We start from the raw sequence: 15,935 nt of genomic DNA on the forward strand, positions 1-15,935 counted from the left end.
CAACGATGGCTACCGATATTCTGATGCCGGCGCTGTCGCCGACCATGACCGAGGGCAAACTGGCTCGCTGGCTCAAAGCCGAGGGCGATACCATCTCCGCTGGCGACGTGATTGCCGAAATCGAGACCGACAAGGCGACCATGGAAGTTGAAGCCGTGGACGAGGGCATTCTTGGCCGCATCCTGATCCAGGAAGGCGCAGAGGGCATCCCGGTTAACACGCCGATCGCGGTTCTCGTGGAAGAGGGTGAGGCTGTGCCGGAAGCCTCTTCCACGCAGGCTCCAGCGGCCCCGAAAGTTGAGGCCGCTTCGGCCGTATCGACGGGAACAGCGCCTGCAAAAGCTCCGGTAGAAGGGAAGGGCGAACGGATTTTCGTCTCTCCGCTGGCCCGCCGCATGGCGCGGGAGCGGGGCATTGCCCTTGATGCGCTGACGGGAAGCGGTCCGAACGGTCGTATTCTCAAGCGTGATGTGGAAAAGGGTGTGACGGCTCCGAAGACTGCGCCGAAAGCATCTCCGTCGGCGGCACCCCCTGCGGCTTCGGAAGAGACTGTCCGGCGCGTTCCGAACTCCACGATGCGCAAGGTCATTGCGCGACGTCTGACGGAGTCCAAGACGCAGGTTCCGCATTTCTATGTCTCGGTCGATATCGAGCTGGATGCACTGCTGGAACTGCGTTCGAAGCTGAATGCCACAGCGCAGGAAAACAGCTTCAAGATTTCCGTCAACGACATGATGATCAAGGCCGTTGCACTGGCGCTGAAAAAGGTGCCGGGTGTGAACGTGCAGTTCACGGATGCCGAGACGCTGCATTTTGAAAATGTGGACATCTCGATGGCCGTATCGGTTCCGGATGGCCTGATCACGCCGATCATCCGCAACGCCGATCGCAAGTCCCTGCGCCAGATCAGCGTCGAAGCCAAGGATCTGGCCAAGCGCGCCCGTGCCGGAAAGCTCAAGCCCGAGGAATTCCAGGGCGGGACGTTCTCCATTTCCAATATGGGCATGTTCGGCGTGCGCGAATTCGCGGCGATCATCAATCCGCCACAGGCCGGTATCCTGGCGATTGCATCGGGCGAAAAGCGGGCCGTGGTGCGCGGATCGGAGATCGCGGTTGCAACCGTGATGACGGCGACGCTGTCGGTCGATCACCGCGCCGTCGATGGTGCTCTTGGTGCCGAATGGCTTAACGCACTGCGCGATATTGTGCAGAACCCTTACACTCTGGTGGTCTGAACCATGTCCGATACATTCGATCTGATTGTTGTTGGCGGCGGCCCCGGCGGCTATGTGGCGGCCCTTCGCGCCAGCCAGCTCGGCATGAGCGTGGCGATCGTGGAAAGCACGCATTTCGGCGGGGTATGCCTCAACTGGGGCTGCATTCCGACCAAGGCGCTTCTGCGGTCTTCGGAAATCCACCATCTGCTGCATGAACTGGGGACGTTCGGTCTTTCTGCCGACAATATCTCGTTCGACCTGTCCAAAATCGTAGGGCGTTCGCGCAGCATTGCACGGCGGATGGGCGGCGGAATTGCGCATCTGCTGAAGAAGGCCAAGGTCACGACTTTTGATGGCCGTGCAAAGCTGGCCGGCCGTTCGGGTGAGGCGCATCAGGTTGCCATCACCAAAGACGGCACTACCGTCGCAACCATCAAGGCACCGCACGTCATTCTGGCGACAGGCGCACGCGGCCGCCAACTTCCGGGTCTGGAAACGGATGGTAATCTGATCTGGGGCGCACGCGAGGCCATGACGCCGAAAGAGCTGCCCAAGCGGCTCCTCGTCATCGGATCGGGCGCCATCGGCATCGAATTTGCGTCGTTCTACCGGAACATGGGCAGCGAGGTCACGATTGCCGAAGTGGCGGATCGGATCCTAATTGCCGAGGATCCGGAAATCAGCGCCGCTGCCCGCAAGGCTTTCGAAAAGCAGGGGATGAAGATCGTCACCAGCGCGAAAGTCGGACCGCTGAATAAGGGTGAAAACGAAGTCTCCACGACGATCGAAAGTCCGGCGGGTAAGGTCGAGTTGACGGTGGACCGCGTGATCTGCGCCGTCGGCATCGTCGGTAATGTCGAGGATCTGGGACTTGAAGGCACCAGGGTGCAGGTCGAGCGGACTCATATCGTGACGGACGGCTTCTGCCGCACCGGCGAACCGGGCATCTATGCGATCGGCGACGTTGCGGGTGCTCCGTGGCTGGCCCACAAGGCGAGTCATGAGGGTATTCTGTGCGTGGAGAAGATTGCAGGTCGTTCGCCGCAGCCGCTTCATCCGCTGAATATCCCGGGCTGCACCTATTCGCGTCCGCAGATTGCCTCTGTCGGGCTGAGTGAAGAGAAAGCCATCGCTACCGGCCACAAGGTCAAGGTCGGGCGCTTCCCGTTCATTGCCAACGGCAAGGCCGTGGCGATGGGTGAGACGGACGGCATGGTCAAGACCGTATTCGATGCCACGAGCGGTGAGCTTCTTGGCGCCCACATGATCGGCGCGGAAGTCACGGAAATGATCCAGGGCTATGTCATCACGCGCACGGGTGAACTGACGGAAGCGGAGCTGATCGAAACGGTCTTTCCGCATCCGACCATTTCCGAAACCATGCATGAGGCAACTCTGGCGGCCTTCGACGGCCCGCTGCATATCTGAGCACCATGTCCCAGCGCATCACCATCGATCACCGTTCAGCGCCTGCCCTCCGTCATCCGGAGAAGGCGCACCGGCCCGACAACCCGATCCAGCGCAAGCCGTCCTGGATCCGGGTCAAGGCGCCGAACCATCCCGTCTATCACGAGACCCGTGCGCTCATGCGGGATGCCGGGCTGGTGACGGTCTGCGAGGAAGCGGCATGCCCCAATATCGGGGAATGCTGGTCGCAGCGTCATGCCACGATGATGATCATGGGCGAGATCTGCACCCGGGCCTGCGCATTCTGCAATGTCACGACCGGACTACCGAAGCATCTCGATGAGGACGAGCCACGGCGGGTCGGGGAAGCAGTGGCGAAGCTCGGGCTCAAGCATGTCGTCATCACTTCGGTGGACCGTGACGATCTGGAAGACGGGGGGGCGAAGCATTTCGCGCGGGTCATCCATGCGATCCGCGAGACCTCTCCGCAGACCACGATCGAGATTCTGACGCCTGATTTCCTGCGCAAGGATGGCGCGCTGGAGGTCGTGGTGGCGGCTCGGCCGGACGTTTTCAATCACAATATCGAGACCGTACCCCGCCTTTACCCCACCATCAGGCCGGGTGCGCGTTACTATCAGTCAGTCCGTCTCCTGGACGGAGTAAAGAAACTCGATCCTTCCATTTTTACCAAGTCCGGCCTGATGCTTGGGCTTGGCGAGGAGCGGATGGAAGTGGCTCAGGTGATGGATGATTTCCGGATCGCGGACGTCGATTTCCTGACGCTTGGACAGTATCTCCAGCCGTCCGCGAAACATGCGGCGGTGGAAAAGTTTGTTACCCCCGACGAGTTTGACGGCTATGCTGCTGCTGCCCGTTCAAAAGGATTTCTTCAGGTCAGTGCCAGTCCTCTGACCCGGTCCTCCTACCATGCGGACAGTGATTTCGCGAAGCTTCAGGCTGCGCGGAACAGCCGTCTGAAAGAAAGTCTCTGATGCCGACACATGCCGAGCAACGGTTGATCGCCTACACGCCGGACCAGCTTTTCGATCTTGTGGCAGATGTTGAGAAATATCCGCAGTTCCTTCCCTGGTGTGTGAAGGCAAGCATCCGGACCCAGACGGAACAGGAGCTTGTGGCGGATCTGACGATCGGGTTCGGCCCGTTCCGCGAGACCTTCACCAGCCGCGTGACGCTGGAGCGGCCTTCGCGTATCCGGGTGCGCTACGAGAAGGGGCCTTTCCGTTACCTGAATAATGTCTGGACGTTCACGCCGGATCCGCGGGGCTGTCTGGTCGATTTCTTCGTGGATTTCGAGTTCCGTTCGCGCCTTCTGCAGAATGCGATGGGTGTCGTGTTCAATGAGGGCGTGCGCCTGATGGTCTCCGCCTTCATCAAGCGGGCACGGGACATTTACGGCACGCAGGCGACGAAAGCGGTCCCCCCGGCACCGGGCCTTTCCCAAAGGACATAAAATTTCGTATTATTTCCAGAACCATTCGGTGCGTGGGCCGTTACAGGTCTCAAGCACCGTCATGGTGACATGAAAAGGATTACGTAATGAAAAAGATTTCCTTTGGCGCATTTGCCCTGACCGCTCTGGTCGCCGCAGCCTCGCCCGCAATGGCCGAGCATCACCATCATCACGGCAAGCACCACGACAAGGCTGCTCAGGCTCAGAAGGCCGACAGCGAGTCCGCAACGGATGCCCTGAACGCCCGCTCGCTGCAGCAGGCCCAGACGCCGGTTGCTCCGACGGCGCCGACCGCCGCAATCCCGCCGGCTGCTCCCACCGCCGTTCCGACGGCTCCGAGCCTTCAGGCTCCGGCAGCAGCCTCCACGCTTCCGGCCCCGACGCAGGGTAACTGAGAGTCCGGACGGCCGGACCTCCGGTCTGCTCCGGTTTCAGGCAAAGGCGGCTTCCGTTCATTCGGGAGCCGCTTTTTTTTGTGTCAGGCGCACAGAACCATCTGCAGGGCATGGTGTACGGACTGGGCACGGATGGCAGCGCGATCTCCCGTGAAATGACACTGCACGCTTGTGGTTGGTCCCGTTCGGGCGGCCAGCCCGAAACAGACGGTTCCGACCGGTTTGAGTGTACTGCCACCGCCCGGTCCGGCGATCCCTGTCACGGAGATGACAAGGTCCGCATCCCTGGCATTTAAAAGACCGCCTCTGGCCATGACCTCGGCCGTCTGGGAACTGACGGCGCCGTATTGCGCCAGAATGGCTTCGGGAACACTGACAGCGCTCATTTTCAGGGCGTTGGAATACGTAACGAAGCCGCCTTCCAGCACGTCTGACGATCCGGGAATGTCGCTGAGCGCGGCAGCAATCAGACCGCCCGTGCAGCTTTCCACCGTAACCAGCCTCCGGCCGGTCGTGCGGAGATGCTCAAGCACCTGTTCGGCTAGCGTGCGGAGTGCGTCATCCGGCATGGGTGTTCCTGACACGGTAGATCATCATGCTGGCCTCGATATTTTCGATATAGAGGCGTGTCTCGCGATAGGGCAGGCGTTCGATCCAGTCCAGCACTCCGTCTTCGGAGAGCGGTTCGGAAGGAGGATCTGCCTTCAGCCAGAGATCAACCCGGTGCGGGCCGGCATTATAGGCCGCCAGCGCATAGGGAATCACATTCCCGAAACGCTCCAGAAGCTGTGAGACATAGGCATTGCCGATCCGGAGATTCGTCTGGGGATCGGTCAGGGCTGCGGGTGAGACATTAACGGGACCCAAATGCGCCTTACGCACTACGTCCTTTGCTGCGGCAGGAAGAAGCTGCAACAGGCCGACCGCATGAGCGCCACTGATGGCGTCCGGGTCGAAGCCGCTCTCCTGCCGGATAATGGCGGGCAGCAGCCCGTCGGGGACAGTCGAGGCTGACGGATAGGGATCGGGGAAGCCCTGCGGATAAAGGGCAATCCCTTTGCGGGCCAAGGCATACGACGCAAAGACTTCCGGCGCGGCCAGGCCCAGCCGGGACGCGGCGTCCGCGACCGCTTTCTGTCCCTCGGGTGAGGGATTGACCACGCCCAGCATCATGAGGAATTCCCGTGCATGATCGGAGTCGCCTGCCTGCACGAGATCCGTTGCGGCTTCGAGCAGGTCCGTCCGGCTGAGGGTTCCGGCAGTCGGGGCGCGAAGCTCCTGAAGCGCCTGAAGCAGAGCGCTGTCAAAAGCCTCGGACGATTTTCCCGAGACCAGAATACCTTCATCCCGGGTGAGGGCCGCGAGTGCGAGCTGACCCGGAAAGGTCGTGGGATACGAGGCAGCCTTGCGAAAAGCAGCTTCGGCCTCCCGCTGCCGGTCTGCGGCCTGAAGAGCGCGCCCTGTCCAGTAATAGCCACGGGCCTGCATCTGGAGCGAGGTGGCGTCCTGAAGCGGCCTGAAGAATTTTTCCGCGCGGGCAGGGGCCTGAAGCTCCCTTAGGGCGATGATCCCGCCAAGCAGTTCGGCTTCCTGACGGTCCGTGGTGTCGGGTGCCATGGTGGTATCGTCTGCGAGATCCGCGGCCTCTTTCGGACGGCCAGCCAGCAGCAGGGCGCGGGCAAGACTGATGCGCTCGGACGACCAGTCATGCGAGGGGCTGGCCTGCTGGAGCGCGGTGCCCTGCGCGTTCCACAACGAGAGCGCCTCGTCCAGCCTGTCCCCACGGCGCAGCGCTCTGAGGCGATAGCGGATCAGGGTAGGATCGGATTGCAGGTCAGCAGGGAGCGATGCGAACAGGGAATCGGCATCAGGCGAGGCCAGACGCTCGGCCAGACGGGCACGAGCCAGCGGCTGTTGATCCGGAGCAAGACGCTCGATCTGGCGCGACGCGGCGGAGAACTGGCCCCGCATTTCCAAAGCCTCGTAACGGGCCCACTGATCGGTGGGTGCGAAGTTCTGACCGAAGCGCTGGAACAGTGTCTGTTCTTCGCCGACGGTCAGGGCATTGCCTGACAGCCAGAGGCGACGTGCCGTTGACGCCGCGTCAGGAAGATGAGGAGCGCAGGCCTCGAACGCCGCCGGGAGCGTGAGGGGATAGCGTGGGCAAAGGACGTTCAGGATCTGCGGATCGGTAGTCTGGGACAGGGCGTTCTGGTAACGCCAGAGGATCCGGACCCGCTGCGGCCACTGGGGCGTCTGTGCCAGGAAATCAGCGTAGCGTTGTGCCGGAAAAGCCGTTCCGCCCGGTCCGACGAGAATGAGCCATTCCGCCAGCCGCTCCCGAACAGGAGGAGATGGAGGCGCGGCGAGGGCTGATGACGCGGCGCAAAGCGCCATAAGCCCCGTAAGGAGTGTTCGGCTATTTCGGAAGAACATGCGTCCAGACCTCTCCGCCACCCCGGATGACGAGTTCGATTGCGACACCCAGAACCACCAGCAGACCGATCCATGCGATCCAGCGGTAACGGGCCAGAAGATTGGCGACGACCGACGCGGCAAGCCCCATCAGCAGAACCGACAGCACAAGCCCCGATACGAGAATCCACGGATGCCCGACGGCGGCACCAGCCACCGCCAGAACGTTATCGAGACTCATGGACAGATCGGCCACCACGATCCGCAGGACGGCAGGGCCGAGGCGCGGTGGGGCGGCTTCGACGTCCTCGTGATGTTCGCCACCACGAAGCTCACGGTACATTTTCCAGCAGACCCACAGAAGCAGAAAACCTCCCGCCAGTGTCAGGCCGACCACGGCAAGGAGTGTTGTCGCCAGCAGGGCCAGGCCGACACGCAGAATGGCCGCGAACCCGGTCCCGAACAGGATAGCCAGACGGCGCTGCCGCCCTTCGAGATTGCGGACGGCCATCCCGATAACAACGGCGTTGTCACCGGCAAGCGTGATGTCGATAAGGGTGATCTGGCCGAGCGCGATGAGAGCGTGAAGCAGAGAGTCTGGGGCCAAGGTGTCATTCTTCCGAAAAGGGGTCCGTGCAATATCTTCGTATTTGGTCTAAGCAGCCTCCGTAAAGACCCACCCCGCATCCGGAGTTCCCATGGTACCCCGTTACAGCCGTCCGCAGATGACTGCCATCTGGTCTCCCGCCAACCGTTTTCGCATCTGGTTCGAGATCGAAGCCCTTGCCTGCGAAGCCATGGCGAAACGGGGTGACATTCCCGCCGAATCAGCCAAGACCATCCGCGAGAAAGGTGACGCCGCCATGGCCGCCTTCTCCGACGCGGATCTGGCCCGCATTGACGAGATCGAAGCCGAAACGCGCCACGACGTCATCGCGTTCCTGACCTGGCTTGCGGAAAAGGTCGGACCGGACAGCCGTTTCGTTCATCTGGGCATGACGTCCTCGGATGTTCTGGATACCTGCCTGTCGGTCCAGATGACGCAGGCCGCCGATCTCCTGCTGGAAGATCTGGATCGCGTTCTCGCCGCGCTGAAGGCCCGCGCCTACGAGCACCGCAACACGGTCACGATCGGCCGCAGCCACGCTATTCACGCCGAGCCGACCAGCTTCGGCCTGAAGATCGCAGGACACTACGCCGAATTCGCCCGGAACCGCGCCCGTCTGATCCAGGCTCGCAAGGAAATCGCCGTCTGCGCCATTTCCGGCGCTGTGGGTACCTATGCCCATATCGATCCGGAGATCGAAGAATACGTGGCCGACAAGCTGGGTCTGGCTGTCGAGAGCGTGTCCACGCAGGTCATTCCGCGTGACCGCCATGCCGCGTTCTTCTGCACGCTCGGCGTGATCGCCAGCGGCATCGAGCGTCTGGCTGTCGAGGTCCGTCATCTGCAGCGTTCGGAAGTCCGGGAGGCGGAAGAGTTCTTCCACAAGGGACAGAAGGGCAGCTCGGCCATGCCGCACAAGCGCAACCCTGTCCTGTCGGAGAACCTGACGGGTCTGGCGCGCCTGATCCGCTCGCATGTCATCCCGGCTCTGGAGAACGTCGCTCTGTGGCATGAGCGGGACATCAGCCACTCCGCCGTCGAACGCAACATCTGTCCCGATGCGACGATTGGTCTGGATTTTGCGCTGATCCGTCTGGCGGGAATGATGGAAAAGCTGGTCGTCTACCCCGAGCAAATGATCGCGAACATGGAAAGCCTCGGTGGCGTCGTCCATTCTGGCGAAGTGCTGCTGACGCTGGCACGTGCCGGTATTTCGCGTGAAGACGCCTATCGGATCGTGCAGCGTAATGCCATGGAAACATGGACGAAGCTGGGCAAGCCGGGCTTCAAAACCTTCCGCGAAAACCTTGAGGCCGATCCGGAAGTGTCCGGTCGTGTCAGCAAGGACATTCTCGATCAGGCGTTCGATCCGGCACAGCATCTGCGTGCCGTGGATCGTATCTTCGCCCGTATCTTTGACTGAGAGGTCTGCGGGGCGTGGATTTCCTGCACCCCGCACACTCGCAGTTCCGGTTCCGCAATGCTATGGAACCACAATTCGTCGCTGCTCCAGCCGTCCGCATTTCCTGTCAGGACGGCGCAACGCTAAGGATTGCTCATGGCTCGCCGCCGCCAGCTCTATGAGGGCAAAGCCAAGGTTCTTTTTGAAGGCCCAGAACCCGGCACACTCGTTCAGTACTTCAAGGATGACGCCACCGCCGGAAACGGCGCGAAGAGCGGCATCATCACCGGTAAGGGTGTCCTGAACAACCGCATCAGCGAATACCTGATGCTCAAGCTTCACGAGATCAACATCCCGACCCACTTCATCCGCCGACTGAACATGCGCGAGCAGCTCATCCGCGAAGTGGAGATCATTCCGCTTGAAGTCGTGGTGCGCAACGTGGCGGCGGGCTCCCTGTCCAAGCGGCTCGGCATCCCCGAAGGGACGCGCCTGCCGCGCACGATCATCGAGTACTATTACAAGAACGATGCGCTCGGCGATCCGATGGTCTCCGAAGAGCACATCGCCGCCTTCAACTGGGCCGCACCGCAGGACATGGACGACATGAACCAGCTGGCGCTCCGGACGAACGATTTCCTGATGGGCATGTTCACGGCCGTCGGCATCACGCTCGTCGATTTCAAGCTGGAATTCGGGCGGATCTGGGAAGGCGAGGAGATGCGCATCCTTCTGGCGGACGAGATTTCGCCGGATAACTGTCGTCTGTGGGATTCCAAGACGAAAGAGAAGATGGACAAGGATCGCTTCCGCCGTGACATGGGTCGCGTCGAAGAAGCATATCAGGAAGTGGCAAAGCGTCTCGGGATCCTGCCCGAGTCCGGGAATGGTGACCTCAAGGGTCCGGAGGCAGTTCAGTGAAAATTCGTGTTTTTGTTTCCCTGAAAGACGGCGTTCTCGATCCGCAGGGCAAGGCCGTGGGCCATGCTCTCGAAACCCTTGGCTTCAAGGGCCTGGGTGAAGTCCGCATCAACCGCGTCGTTGAGCTTGAAGTCCCGGCCGACAACGCCGCTGATGCGCTGGCGCAAGGTGAAGCCATGGCGCGCGCCCTGCTCGCCAATGAAGTCATCGAGGATTTCAGTGTCGAGGTGGCAGCATGACCCGTCTTTCCACGATGTTCCTGCTGGCCGGTCTTGTGGCCGCACCGGCTCTTGTTACAGCCCCGGCCCACGCGCAGCGCGTGTCCAAGGTTTCGGGCAAGGCTCTGGGCCAGATGTGCTCCAGCAAGTCGTCCATCGGCATGTGCGATGCCTATCTGTCCGGTCTGATGGATGGTGAAGCCTGGGCGAAGAAATACGACAGCTTCGCCCATGATGCGTCTGCGCCGGTGGCGTTCTGCGTTCCGGCCCAGCAGACCGCACCGCAGGTGCGTGGTCTGGTCGTGGCCTGGCTGCATGCGCATAACGATGCGCTGACGGAGCCGGCAGGCAAGGCCGTCTATCGCGCCCTGCATGACACCTATCCGTGCCATGCATCCGCTCCGGCGGAGGTCCAGAAATGAAGGCAGGTATCGTCGTATTTCCCGGCACGAACCGGGAGCGCGACATGGTCCATGCCCTGAAGCTGGTCACGGGGCAGGCGCCGCGTCTGATCTGGCACGGGGAAACGTCTCTGGGTGATCTGGACCTCGTGGTGCTGCCGGGTGGATTCAGCTTTGGCGATTATCTGCGCAGTGGCGCCATGGCCGCGCATTCGCCGATCATGCGGGACGTCAAGGCGTTCGCAGGCAAGGGCGGGCACGTTCTGGGCGTCTGCAATGGCTTCCAGATCCTGACGGAATCCCATCTGCTGCCGGGCGCACTTCTGCGCAACGCGGGTCTGCGCTTCCTGTCGCAGGACTGCCATCTGAAGGTTGAGAACGCGTCTTCGCCCTATACACAGGGCTGGACGCGCGGCGATGTGTTCCGCGCGCCGCTCGCACATGGTGACGGCAACTACACGGCCTCGCCCGAGACGCTGAAGCGCCTTGAGGGTGAGGGCCGCGTGGCGTTCCGGTATTGCGGTGCGGACGGTGCGGTTTCGGACGATTACCGGACGACCAACCCCAACGGGAGCACGCGCTCCATCGCCGGTATCCTGAGCGAAAACGGCCGTGTCTGTGGCCTGATGCCGCACCCGGAGAACCTGACTGACCCCGAAATCGGCGCAACCGACGGCGTGCCGCTTTTCAAAGGCCTTGTGGAGGCTCTTGTCGGATGAGTGTGACGATTGATGCCCAGCTTGCCCAGTCTTTCGGACTGACAGGCGAAGAATACGACAAGCTTGTCACGATCATGGGACGGACGCCGAGCTTTACGGAGCTCGGGATCTTCTCCGTCATGTGGTCCGAGCACTGCTCCTATAAATCGTCCCGCATCCACCTCAAGACGCTCCCGACCAAGGCGCCGTGGGTCATCCACGGTCCGGGCGAAAATGCGGGCGTCGTGGATATCGGCGAGGGGCTGGCCGCCGTCTTCAAGATGGAGAGCCACAACCATCCGTCCTTCATCGAGCCCTATCAGGGTGCGGCGACGGGCGTGGGCGGTATCCTGCGTGACGTGTTCACCATGGGTGCACGCCCGGTTGCAAACCTCAACGCCCTGCGTTTTGGCGATCCGAAACATGCGGGAACGCGTCGCATCGTCGATGGCGTCGTGCGCGGCGTTGGCGGTTATGGCAACTGCGTCGGTGTTCCGACCGTGGGTGGCGAGGTCAACTTCCACAAGGCGTATGACGGCAATCCGCTCGTCAATGCCATGACGGTGGGTGTCGCCAAGCAGGACAAGATCTTCCTTTCGGCTGCGGCTGGCGTAGGCAATCCGGTCGTGTATGTCGGCTCCAAGACAGGGCGTGACGGTATTCACGGCGCGACCATGTCCTCGGCGGAGTTCGACGAGGAAGCGGCCTCCAAGCGTCCGACCGTTCAGGTTGGCGATCCGTTCATCGAAAAGCTGCTGATCGAGGCCTGCCTTGAACTGATGGCAACGGATGCGATCGTCGCTATTCAGGACATGGGTGCGGCAGGTCTGACGTCTTCTGCCGTAGAAATGGCTGGCAAGGGTGGCGTGGGTATCGAGCTCAATCTCGATGCCGTTCCACAGCGCGAGCCGAACATGTCGGCTTACGAAATGATGCTGTCCGAGAGCCAGGAGCGCATGCTCATGGTCCTCAAGCCCGAGCGGACCGAAGTTGCCCGTGCGATCTTCGCGAAGTGGGAGCTGGATTTCGCCGTCATTGGTGAGCTGACCGATACGGGCCGCATCACGATCCGCCACAAGGGCGAGGTCGAGGCTGATATTCCGCTGGCTCCGCTGGCGGATGAAGCTCCGGTCTATAACCGTCCGACCGTGCCTCTGACGGCACCAGCGCGGATCGAGACCCCCGCTGACCCGGAAGGGATCGAAAAGGCACTTTTGACGCTGATCGGCTGTCCGGATCTGGCATCCCGCGCCTGGGTCTGGAACCAGTATGACGGCTCGGTCGGTGGCAACACAGCCCGTCGGCCGGGTGCAGCTGATGCGGCTGTCGTGCGCGTTGAAGGCACGCGTCTGGGCCTTGCCCTGACGACGGACTGCACGCCGCGCTACTGTCAGGCTGATCCGAAGACGGGTGGTGCACAGGCTGTTGCTGAGGCATGGCGCAACATCACGGCAACGGGCGCAACCCCGCTGGCCGTGACGGATAATTTGAACTTCGGCAATCCGGAACGTCCGGAAATCATGGCGCAGTTTGCCGATGCCATCAAAGGCATGGGCGATGCATGCCGTGCGCTCGACTTCCCGGTCGTGAGTGGCAACGTCTCACTGTATAACGAAACGCGCTCTCCGTCCGGCGAGGCTCAGGCCATCCTTCCGACGCCGGCGATCGGTGCGCTTGGTGTACTGGCGGATGCGTCAAAGTCCATCGGGCTTGCGATGCCAGATGCCCATGATCTGGTTCTGGTTGGTGGCATTCGCGGCGAACTCGGGCAGTCGCTCTGGCTGCGCGAAATCTGCCAGCGTGAAGACGGTGCACCGCCGGTGGTCGATCTTGCGGTCGAGCGTCGCAATGGTGACTTCGTACGAAGCCAGATCGCTGCGGACGCGGTTGCGGCCTGTCACGACATTGCCGATGGTGGTCTTCTGGTGACGGTGGCAGAAATGGTCATGGCAAGCGGCGTTGGTTGCAAACTTGAAGCCGCTCCGACAGATGTTGCGGCGCATGCTTTCTGGTTCGGTGAGGACCAGGGCTGCTACGTTATTGCAACTTCCGATGGCGCAGCCCTTGTCGCGGCGGCGGAGAAGGCCAACGTTCCGGCAATGCGTCTGGGACGTTCGGGGGGTACTGATCTGGAGCTTCCGGGCACTGTCCGCGTCAGTGCCGAACGTCTCCGGGAGATCAATGCCGCATTCTTCCCGCGGTTCATGGGTGAGGGGGCCTGATTTTCATGCCGATGGCAGCTTCTGAAATCGAACGCACGATCCTTGCCGCCATTCCCGATGCCCGGATCGAGATCGAGGATCTCGCCGGGGACGGGGATCACTACGCCTGCACGGTCACGAGTGAGGCCTTCCGTGGTCTTTCTCGTGTGCAGCAGCACAAACTGGTCTATGATGCCTTCGGAACCCGCATGGGCACTGAACTGCATGCGATGGCCCTCAAGACGCTCACCCCTTAAGAGCCGGGGCTGACGTCCTTTTTTCCAGACGAGCACTGAGACAGCAGGCGCGGGCCCATCGTCCGCCCTGCCGAAACAAGGAAAATCCAATGTCCGAAACCGTGTTCCAGCATATCCAGAACCTGATCGACGCCAATCCGGTCATGCTGTTCATGAAGGGTGACAAGCTCTTCCCGCAGTGCGGCTTCTCCGCCCGCGTGGTGCAGATCCTCACGCATCTCGGCGTTCCGTTCGAAACCTGCAACATCCTTGAAAGCGCCGAACTGCGTCAGGGCATCAAGGATTTTTCCCAGTGGCCGACCGTGCCGCAGCTCTACATCAAGGGCGAGTTCGTCGGTGGCTGCGATATCGTGACCGACATGTATCAGAGCGGCGAGCTTGAGACACTGCTGGCCGAGAAGGGCATCACGACTGCCAACGCCTGATTCGGGCACGCCAGAAATAAAAAGCGCTAAATTCAGCGTTTTTTAAGCATTGCTCCTGCCACAATTCAGCCATGAAGCGGCGAAAAGTGGCAGGACCTTGATTTTTTCGGAAACTTTCCCAACAGGGGTTGTCGAACCCCGAGTTCAGCGCATAGGCTGGTTCCATCAGAACGGGATGGGATAAACGTCAATGGCGCGGAACTGGGTCGGCAGAATTGCTCTGGGTATCATGGGCGTCGGTATCTGCATGGGGGCAGGCAAGGCCTATGCCCGTCCGGCAATCACCGATTACGAAGCCAGCAAGCTGACCTTCGATGCACTGACCGCCACGCCGGTCTATCATCACGTCGTTTTCCATCACGCCATTGCACGTCGTACGACGTCGCATAACACGGCCGTTGCCTGGAACAGCTCGCATGCAGTTGTCCGTAACGTGGCCTATCGTCCGCATGCAATCGCTCACGCGCATGTCGCGGTCGCCTCGGCACACCGCCACGCACGCGTTCGCCGGACCTGATCCTTCAGAACTGGCGCAGCGCATCCTGGATGCGTCGCGCCTGACCGGACGGGTCGACGACGATCAAATCAAACCGGGTGCTGGGCCTGTTCCACTCCGGTTTTGTCAGCAGAATATAGTTGAAGGCCTCCATCAGCCTTTGAGACTGTCTGACTGTCAGGCATGACGCACTTTCCCGCAGGCTGCGTCTCTGCTTGACCTCAACGGCAATCAGCCATTCCGAATCTGCTGCCAGTATATCGAGTTCGCCATAAGGCGTTCGCAGTCTCTGTGCGAGAATTGTCAGCCCGCGCTCCTCAAGAAGGCGGGCTGCAATGTTTTCAGCATTCAGCCCCGTGTAATAGGACTGAATGCCGCGTGTCTGCCGGCTTTTCAGCGTTCGTCCCGCAAAAGGCGTGCTGCATCCAGCGCGAAATAAGTCAGGATACCGTTACAGCCAGCGCGCTTGAAGGCAATCAGGCTTTCCATGATCGTGCGGTCACGGTCGAGCCAGCCGTTCTGGATGGCCCCCATCAGCATCGCGTATTCGCCCGAGACCTGATAGGCAAAAGTCGGGACCTCAAAGCGTTCACGGACGCGCCGGATGATGTCGAGATAGGGCATGCCCGGCTTGACCATGATCATGTCCGCCCCTTCGCGCAGATCCTGCTCGACTTCGCGCATGGCTTCGTCGGAATTGGCCGGGTCCATCTGGTAAGTCTTCTTGTCTCCGCTGAGAAGATCGCCGGAACCCAGCGCATCGCGGAACGGACCGTAAAATGCGGAGGCGTACTTGGCCGTATAAGCCATGATGCGGGTCGTGTCGTAGCCGTTGCCGTCGAGCGTTTCGCGGATGGCCTTGACGCGACCATCCATCATATCAGACGGGGCGATGATGTCGTTGCCGGCACGGGCCTGATTGAGAGCCTGCTGGCGCAGGATCTCGACGGAGGCATCGTTGAGGATACGACCGTTCTCGATCACGCCGTCATGGCCGTGAGAGGTGTACGGGTCGAGCGCCACGTCCCCGATGATACCCAGATCGGGGAAGGCCTCCTTGATGGTGCGCGAGGCGCGGCACATCAGGTTGTCCGGATTGAGGGCCTCGGTACCGGTGGCATCGCGGACGCTCATGGGCGTGACAGGAAAAATGGCGACGGCCGGGACGCCAAGGTCTACGGCCTGGCGGACGTGTTCGACGACATTGTCCACGCTGACGCGTTCGGCGCCCGGCATGGAGTCGACCTTCTGGCGCTGGTTTTCACCTTCGCAGACGAAGATCGGCCAGATCAGATTGTCGACATGCAGGCGATGTTCCTGCACCAGACGGCGGGTGAAAGCATCGTGGCGGTTACGCCGCGGGCGGGAGAGGGGGTATGCTGCATTGCTCATACCCCCGAT

At 61.3% G+C, this 15,935-nt stretch carries 19 protein-coding genes; 14 read left to right on the forward strand and 5 right to left on the reverse strand.

Going from position 1 to position 15,935, the window contains the following annotated elements; genetic code table 11:
• Positions 1–5 precede the first annotated feature (5 nt).
• The 5 genes from KP701_RS09005 (at position 6) to KP701_RS09025 (ending at position 4,493) form a co-directional block, all read left to right on the forward strand.
• Entirely contained in the window at positions 6–1,235 is a 1,230-nt protein-coding gene (locus KP701_RS09005) for a pyruvate dehydrogenase complex dihydrolipoamide acetyltransferase (RefSeq protein ID WP_215746887.1), read from the forward strand.
• Between the two features lie 3 nt (positions 1,236–1,238).
• Complete coding sequence (lpdA, locus tag KP701_RS09010; RefSeq protein WP_215746888.1) at positions 1,239–2,645, forward strand: dihydrolipoyl dehydrogenase; 1,407 nt, start codon at positions 1,239–1,241, stop codon at positions 2,643–2,645.
• 5 nt (positions 2,646–2,650) lie between these two features.
• Complete coding sequence (gene lipA, locus KP701_RS09015; RefSeq protein WP_215746889.1) at positions 2,651–3,619, forward strand: lipoyl synthase; 969 nt, start codon at positions 2,651–2,653, stop codon at positions 3,617–3,619.
• The gene (locus KP701_RS09020) at positions 3,619–4,098 is read left to right on the forward strand and encodes a type II toxin-antitoxin system RatA family toxin (RefSeq protein WP_062458993.1); all 480 of its coding nucleotides are present in this window, start codon (positions 3,619–3,621) and stop codon (positions 4,096–4,098) included. The genes lipA and KP701_RS09020 overlap by 1 nt, the downstream gene beginning before the upstream one ends.
• A gap of 86 nt (positions 4,099–4,184) precedes the next feature.
• A complete protein-coding gene (locus KP701_RS09025; RefSeq protein WP_215746890.1) occupies positions 4,185–4,493 on the forward strand; it encodes a hypothetical protein in 309 nt (102 codons plus the stop codon).
• An 83-nt stretch (positions 4,494–4,576) separates the two neighbouring features.
• On the opposite strand, the gene KP701_RS09030 is transcribed toward KP701_RS09025, so the two are convergent.
• The 3 genes from KP701_RS09030 to KP701_RS09040 are packed head-to-tail and all read right to left on the reverse strand — an operon-like array spanning position 4,577 to position 7,515.
• The gene (locus KP701_RS09030; RefSeq protein ID WP_215746891.1) at positions 4,577–5,062 is read right to left on the reverse strand and encodes a CinA family protein; all 486 of its coding nucleotides are present in this window, start codon (positions 5,060–5,062) and stop codon (positions 4,577–4,579) included.
• Entirely contained in the window at positions 5,052–6,929 is a 1,878-nt protein-coding gene (locus tag KP701_RS09035) for a transglycosylase SLT domain-containing protein (RefSeq protein ID WP_215746892.1), read from the reverse strand. The genes KP701_RS09030 and KP701_RS09035 overlap by 11 nt, the downstream gene beginning before the upstream one ends.
• Positions 6,913–7,515, reverse strand: coding sequence for a YjbE family putative metal transport protein (locus KP701_RS09040; protein ID WP_024716901.1), 603 nt, complete (start codon positions 7,513–7,515; stop codon positions 6,913–6,915). Before KP701_RS09040 ends, KP701_RS09035 begins: the two co-directional genes overlap by 17 nt.
• A gap of 91 nt (positions 7,516–7,606) precedes the next feature.
• On the opposite strand from KP701_RS09040, the gene purB reads away from it, so the two are divergent.
• From purB to KP701_RS09085, 9 genes are all read left to right on the forward strand, one after another.
• Complete coding sequence (gene purB, locus KP701_RS09045) at positions 7,607–8,938, forward strand: adenylosuccinate lyase (RefSeq protein ID WP_215746893.1); 1,332 nt, start codon at positions 7,607–7,609, stop codon at positions 8,936–8,938.
• A gap of 135 nt (positions 8,939–9,073) precedes the next feature.
• Positions 9,074–9,838, forward strand: a complete 765-nt coding sequence (purC, locus tag KP701_RS09050; RefSeq protein ID WP_215746894.1) for a phosphoribosylaminoimidazolesuccinocarboxamide synthase — start codon at positions 9,074–9,076, stop codon at positions 9,836–9,838.
• Positions 9,835–10,077 (forward strand): phosphoribosylformylglycinamidine synthase subunit PurS, encoded by a 243-nt coding sequence (gene purS / locus KP701_RS09055; protein WP_062448244.1) that lies wholly within the window; start codon positions 9,835–9,837, stop codon positions 10,075–10,077. The genes purC and purS overlap by 4 nt, the downstream gene beginning before the upstream one ends.
• On the forward strand, positions 10,074–10,478 hold the full coding sequence (locus KP701_RS09060) for a Rap1a/Tai family immunity protein (RefSeq protein ID WP_215746895.1): 405 nt from the start codon (positions 10,074–10,076) through the stop codon (positions 10,476–10,478). The genes purS and KP701_RS09060 overlap by 4 nt, the downstream gene beginning before the upstream one ends.
• Positions 10,475–11,176, forward strand: a complete 702-nt coding sequence (gene purQ / locus KP701_RS09065) for a phosphoribosylformylglycinamidine synthase subunit PurQ (protein WP_215746896.1) — start codon at positions 10,475–10,477, stop codon at positions 11,174–11,176. Before KP701_RS09060 ends, purQ begins: the two co-directional genes overlap by 4 nt.
• A complete protein-coding gene (gene purL, locus KP701_RS09070) occupies positions 11,173–13,377 on the forward strand; it encodes a phosphoribosylformylglycinamidine synthase subunit PurL (protein ID WP_215746897.1) in 2,205 nt (734 codons plus the stop codon). Before purQ ends, purL begins: the two co-directional genes overlap by 4 nt.
• A 5-nt stretch (positions 13,378–13,382) precedes the next feature.
• Positions 13,383–13,613 (forward strand): BolA/IbaG family iron-sulfur metabolism protein, encoded by a 231-nt coding sequence (locus tag KP701_RS09075; RefSeq protein ID WP_215746898.1) that lies wholly within the window; start codon positions 13,383–13,385, stop codon positions 13,611–13,613.
• Between the two features lie 89 nt (positions 13,614–13,702).
• Entirely contained in the window at positions 13,703–14,038 is a 336-nt protein-coding gene (gene grxD / locus KP701_RS09080; protein WP_215746899.1) for a Grx4 family monothiol glutaredoxin, read from the forward strand.
• A 190-nt stretch (positions 14,039–14,228) separates the two neighbouring features.
• The gene (locus KP701_RS09085) at positions 14,229–14,555 is read left to right on the forward strand and encodes a hypothetical protein (RefSeq protein WP_215746900.1); all 327 of its coding nucleotides are present in this window, start codon (positions 14,229–14,231) and stop codon (positions 14,553–14,555) included.
• Positions 14,556–14,559: 4 nt separating this feature from the next.
• On the opposite strand, the gene KP701_RS09090 is transcribed toward KP701_RS09085, so the two are convergent.
• Positions 14,560–14,931, reverse strand: a complete 372-nt coding sequence (locus KP701_RS09090) for a YraN family protein (RefSeq protein WP_371818936.1) — start codon at positions 14,929–14,931, stop codon at positions 14,560–14,562.
• Positions 14,928–15,926, reverse strand: a complete 999-nt coding sequence (gene hemB / locus KP701_RS09095) for a porphobilinogen synthase (RefSeq protein WP_225198030.1) — start codon at positions 15,924–15,926, stop codon at positions 14,928–14,930. Before hemB ends, KP701_RS09090 begins: the two co-directional genes overlap by 4 nt.
• Positions 15,927–15,935 lie beyond the last annotated feature (9 nt).

The organism is Gluconobacter sp. P1C6_b (assembly GCF_018811945.1).
Classification (GTDB): Bacteria; Pseudomonadota; Alphaproteobacteria; order Acetobacterales; family Acetobacteraceae; genus Gluconobacter.

What these genes read in the sequence shown, in the direction of transcription:
- grxD (WP_215746899.1), top strand. Translation starts at nt 13,703, where the DNA reads ATGTCCGAAACCGTGTTCCAGCATATCCAGAACCTGATCGACGCCAAT.
- KP701_RS09005 (WP_215746887.1), top strand. Translation starts at nt 6, where the DNA reads ATGGCTACCGATATTCTGATGCCGGCGCTGTCGCCGACCATGACCGAG.
- hemB (WP_225198030.1), bottom strand. Translation starts at nt 15,926, where the DNA reads ATGAGCAATGCAGCATACCCCCTCTCCCGCCCGCGGCGTAACCGCCAC.
- lipA (WP_215746889.1), top strand. Translation starts at nt 2,651, where the DNA reads ATGTCCCAGCGCATCACCATCGATCACCGTTCAGCGCCTGCCCTCCGT.
- KP701_RS09030 (WP_215746891.1), bottom strand. Translation starts at nt 5,062, where the DNA reads ATGCCGGATGACGCACTCCGCACGCTAGCCGAACAGGTGCTTGAGCAT.
- KP701_RS09075 (WP_215746898.1), top strand. Translation starts at nt 13,383, where the DNA reads ATGCCGATGGCAGCTTCTGAAATCGAACGCACGATCCTTGCCGCCATT.
- KP701_RS09085 (WP_215746900.1), top strand. Translation starts at nt 14,229, where the DNA reads ATGGCGCGGAACTGGGTCGGCAGAATTGCTCTGGGTATCATGGGCGTC.
- purQ (WP_215746896.1), top strand. Translation starts at nt 10,475, where the DNA reads ATGAAGGCAGGTATCGTCGTATTTCCCGGCACGAACCGGGAGCGCGAC.
- purB (WP_215746893.1), top strand. Translation starts at nt 7,607, where the DNA reads ATGGTACCCCGTTACAGCCGTCCGCAGATGACTGCCATCTGGTCTCCC.
- purC (WP_215746894.1), top strand. Translation starts at nt 9,074, where the DNA reads ATGGCTCGCCGCCGCCAGCTCTATGAGGGCAAAGCCAAGGTTCTTTTT.
- purL (WP_215746897.1), top strand. Translation starts at nt 11,173, where the DNA reads ATGAGTGTGACGATTGATGCCCAGCTTGCCCAGTCTTTCGGACTGACA.
- KP701_RS09060 (WP_215746895.1), top strand. Translation starts at nt 10,074, where the DNA reads ATGACCCGTCTTTCCACGATGTTCCTGCTGGCCGGTCTTGTGGCCGCA.
- KP701_RS09020 (WP_062458993.1), top strand. Translation starts at nt 3,619, where the DNA reads ATGCCGACACATGCCGAGCAACGGTTGATCGCCTACACGCCGGACCAG.
- KP701_RS09035 (WP_215746892.1), bottom strand. Translation starts at nt 6,929, where the DNA reads ATGTTCTTCCGAAATAGCCGAACACTCCTTACGGGGCTTATGGCGCTT.
- lpdA (WP_215746888.1), top strand. Translation starts at nt 1,239, where the DNA reads ATGTCCGATACATTCGATCTGATTGTTGTTGGCGGCGGCCCCGGCGGC.
- KP701_RS09025 (WP_215746890.1), top strand. Translation starts at nt 4,185, where the DNA reads ATGAAAAAGATTTCCTTTGGCGCATTTGCCCTGACCGCTCTGGTCGCC.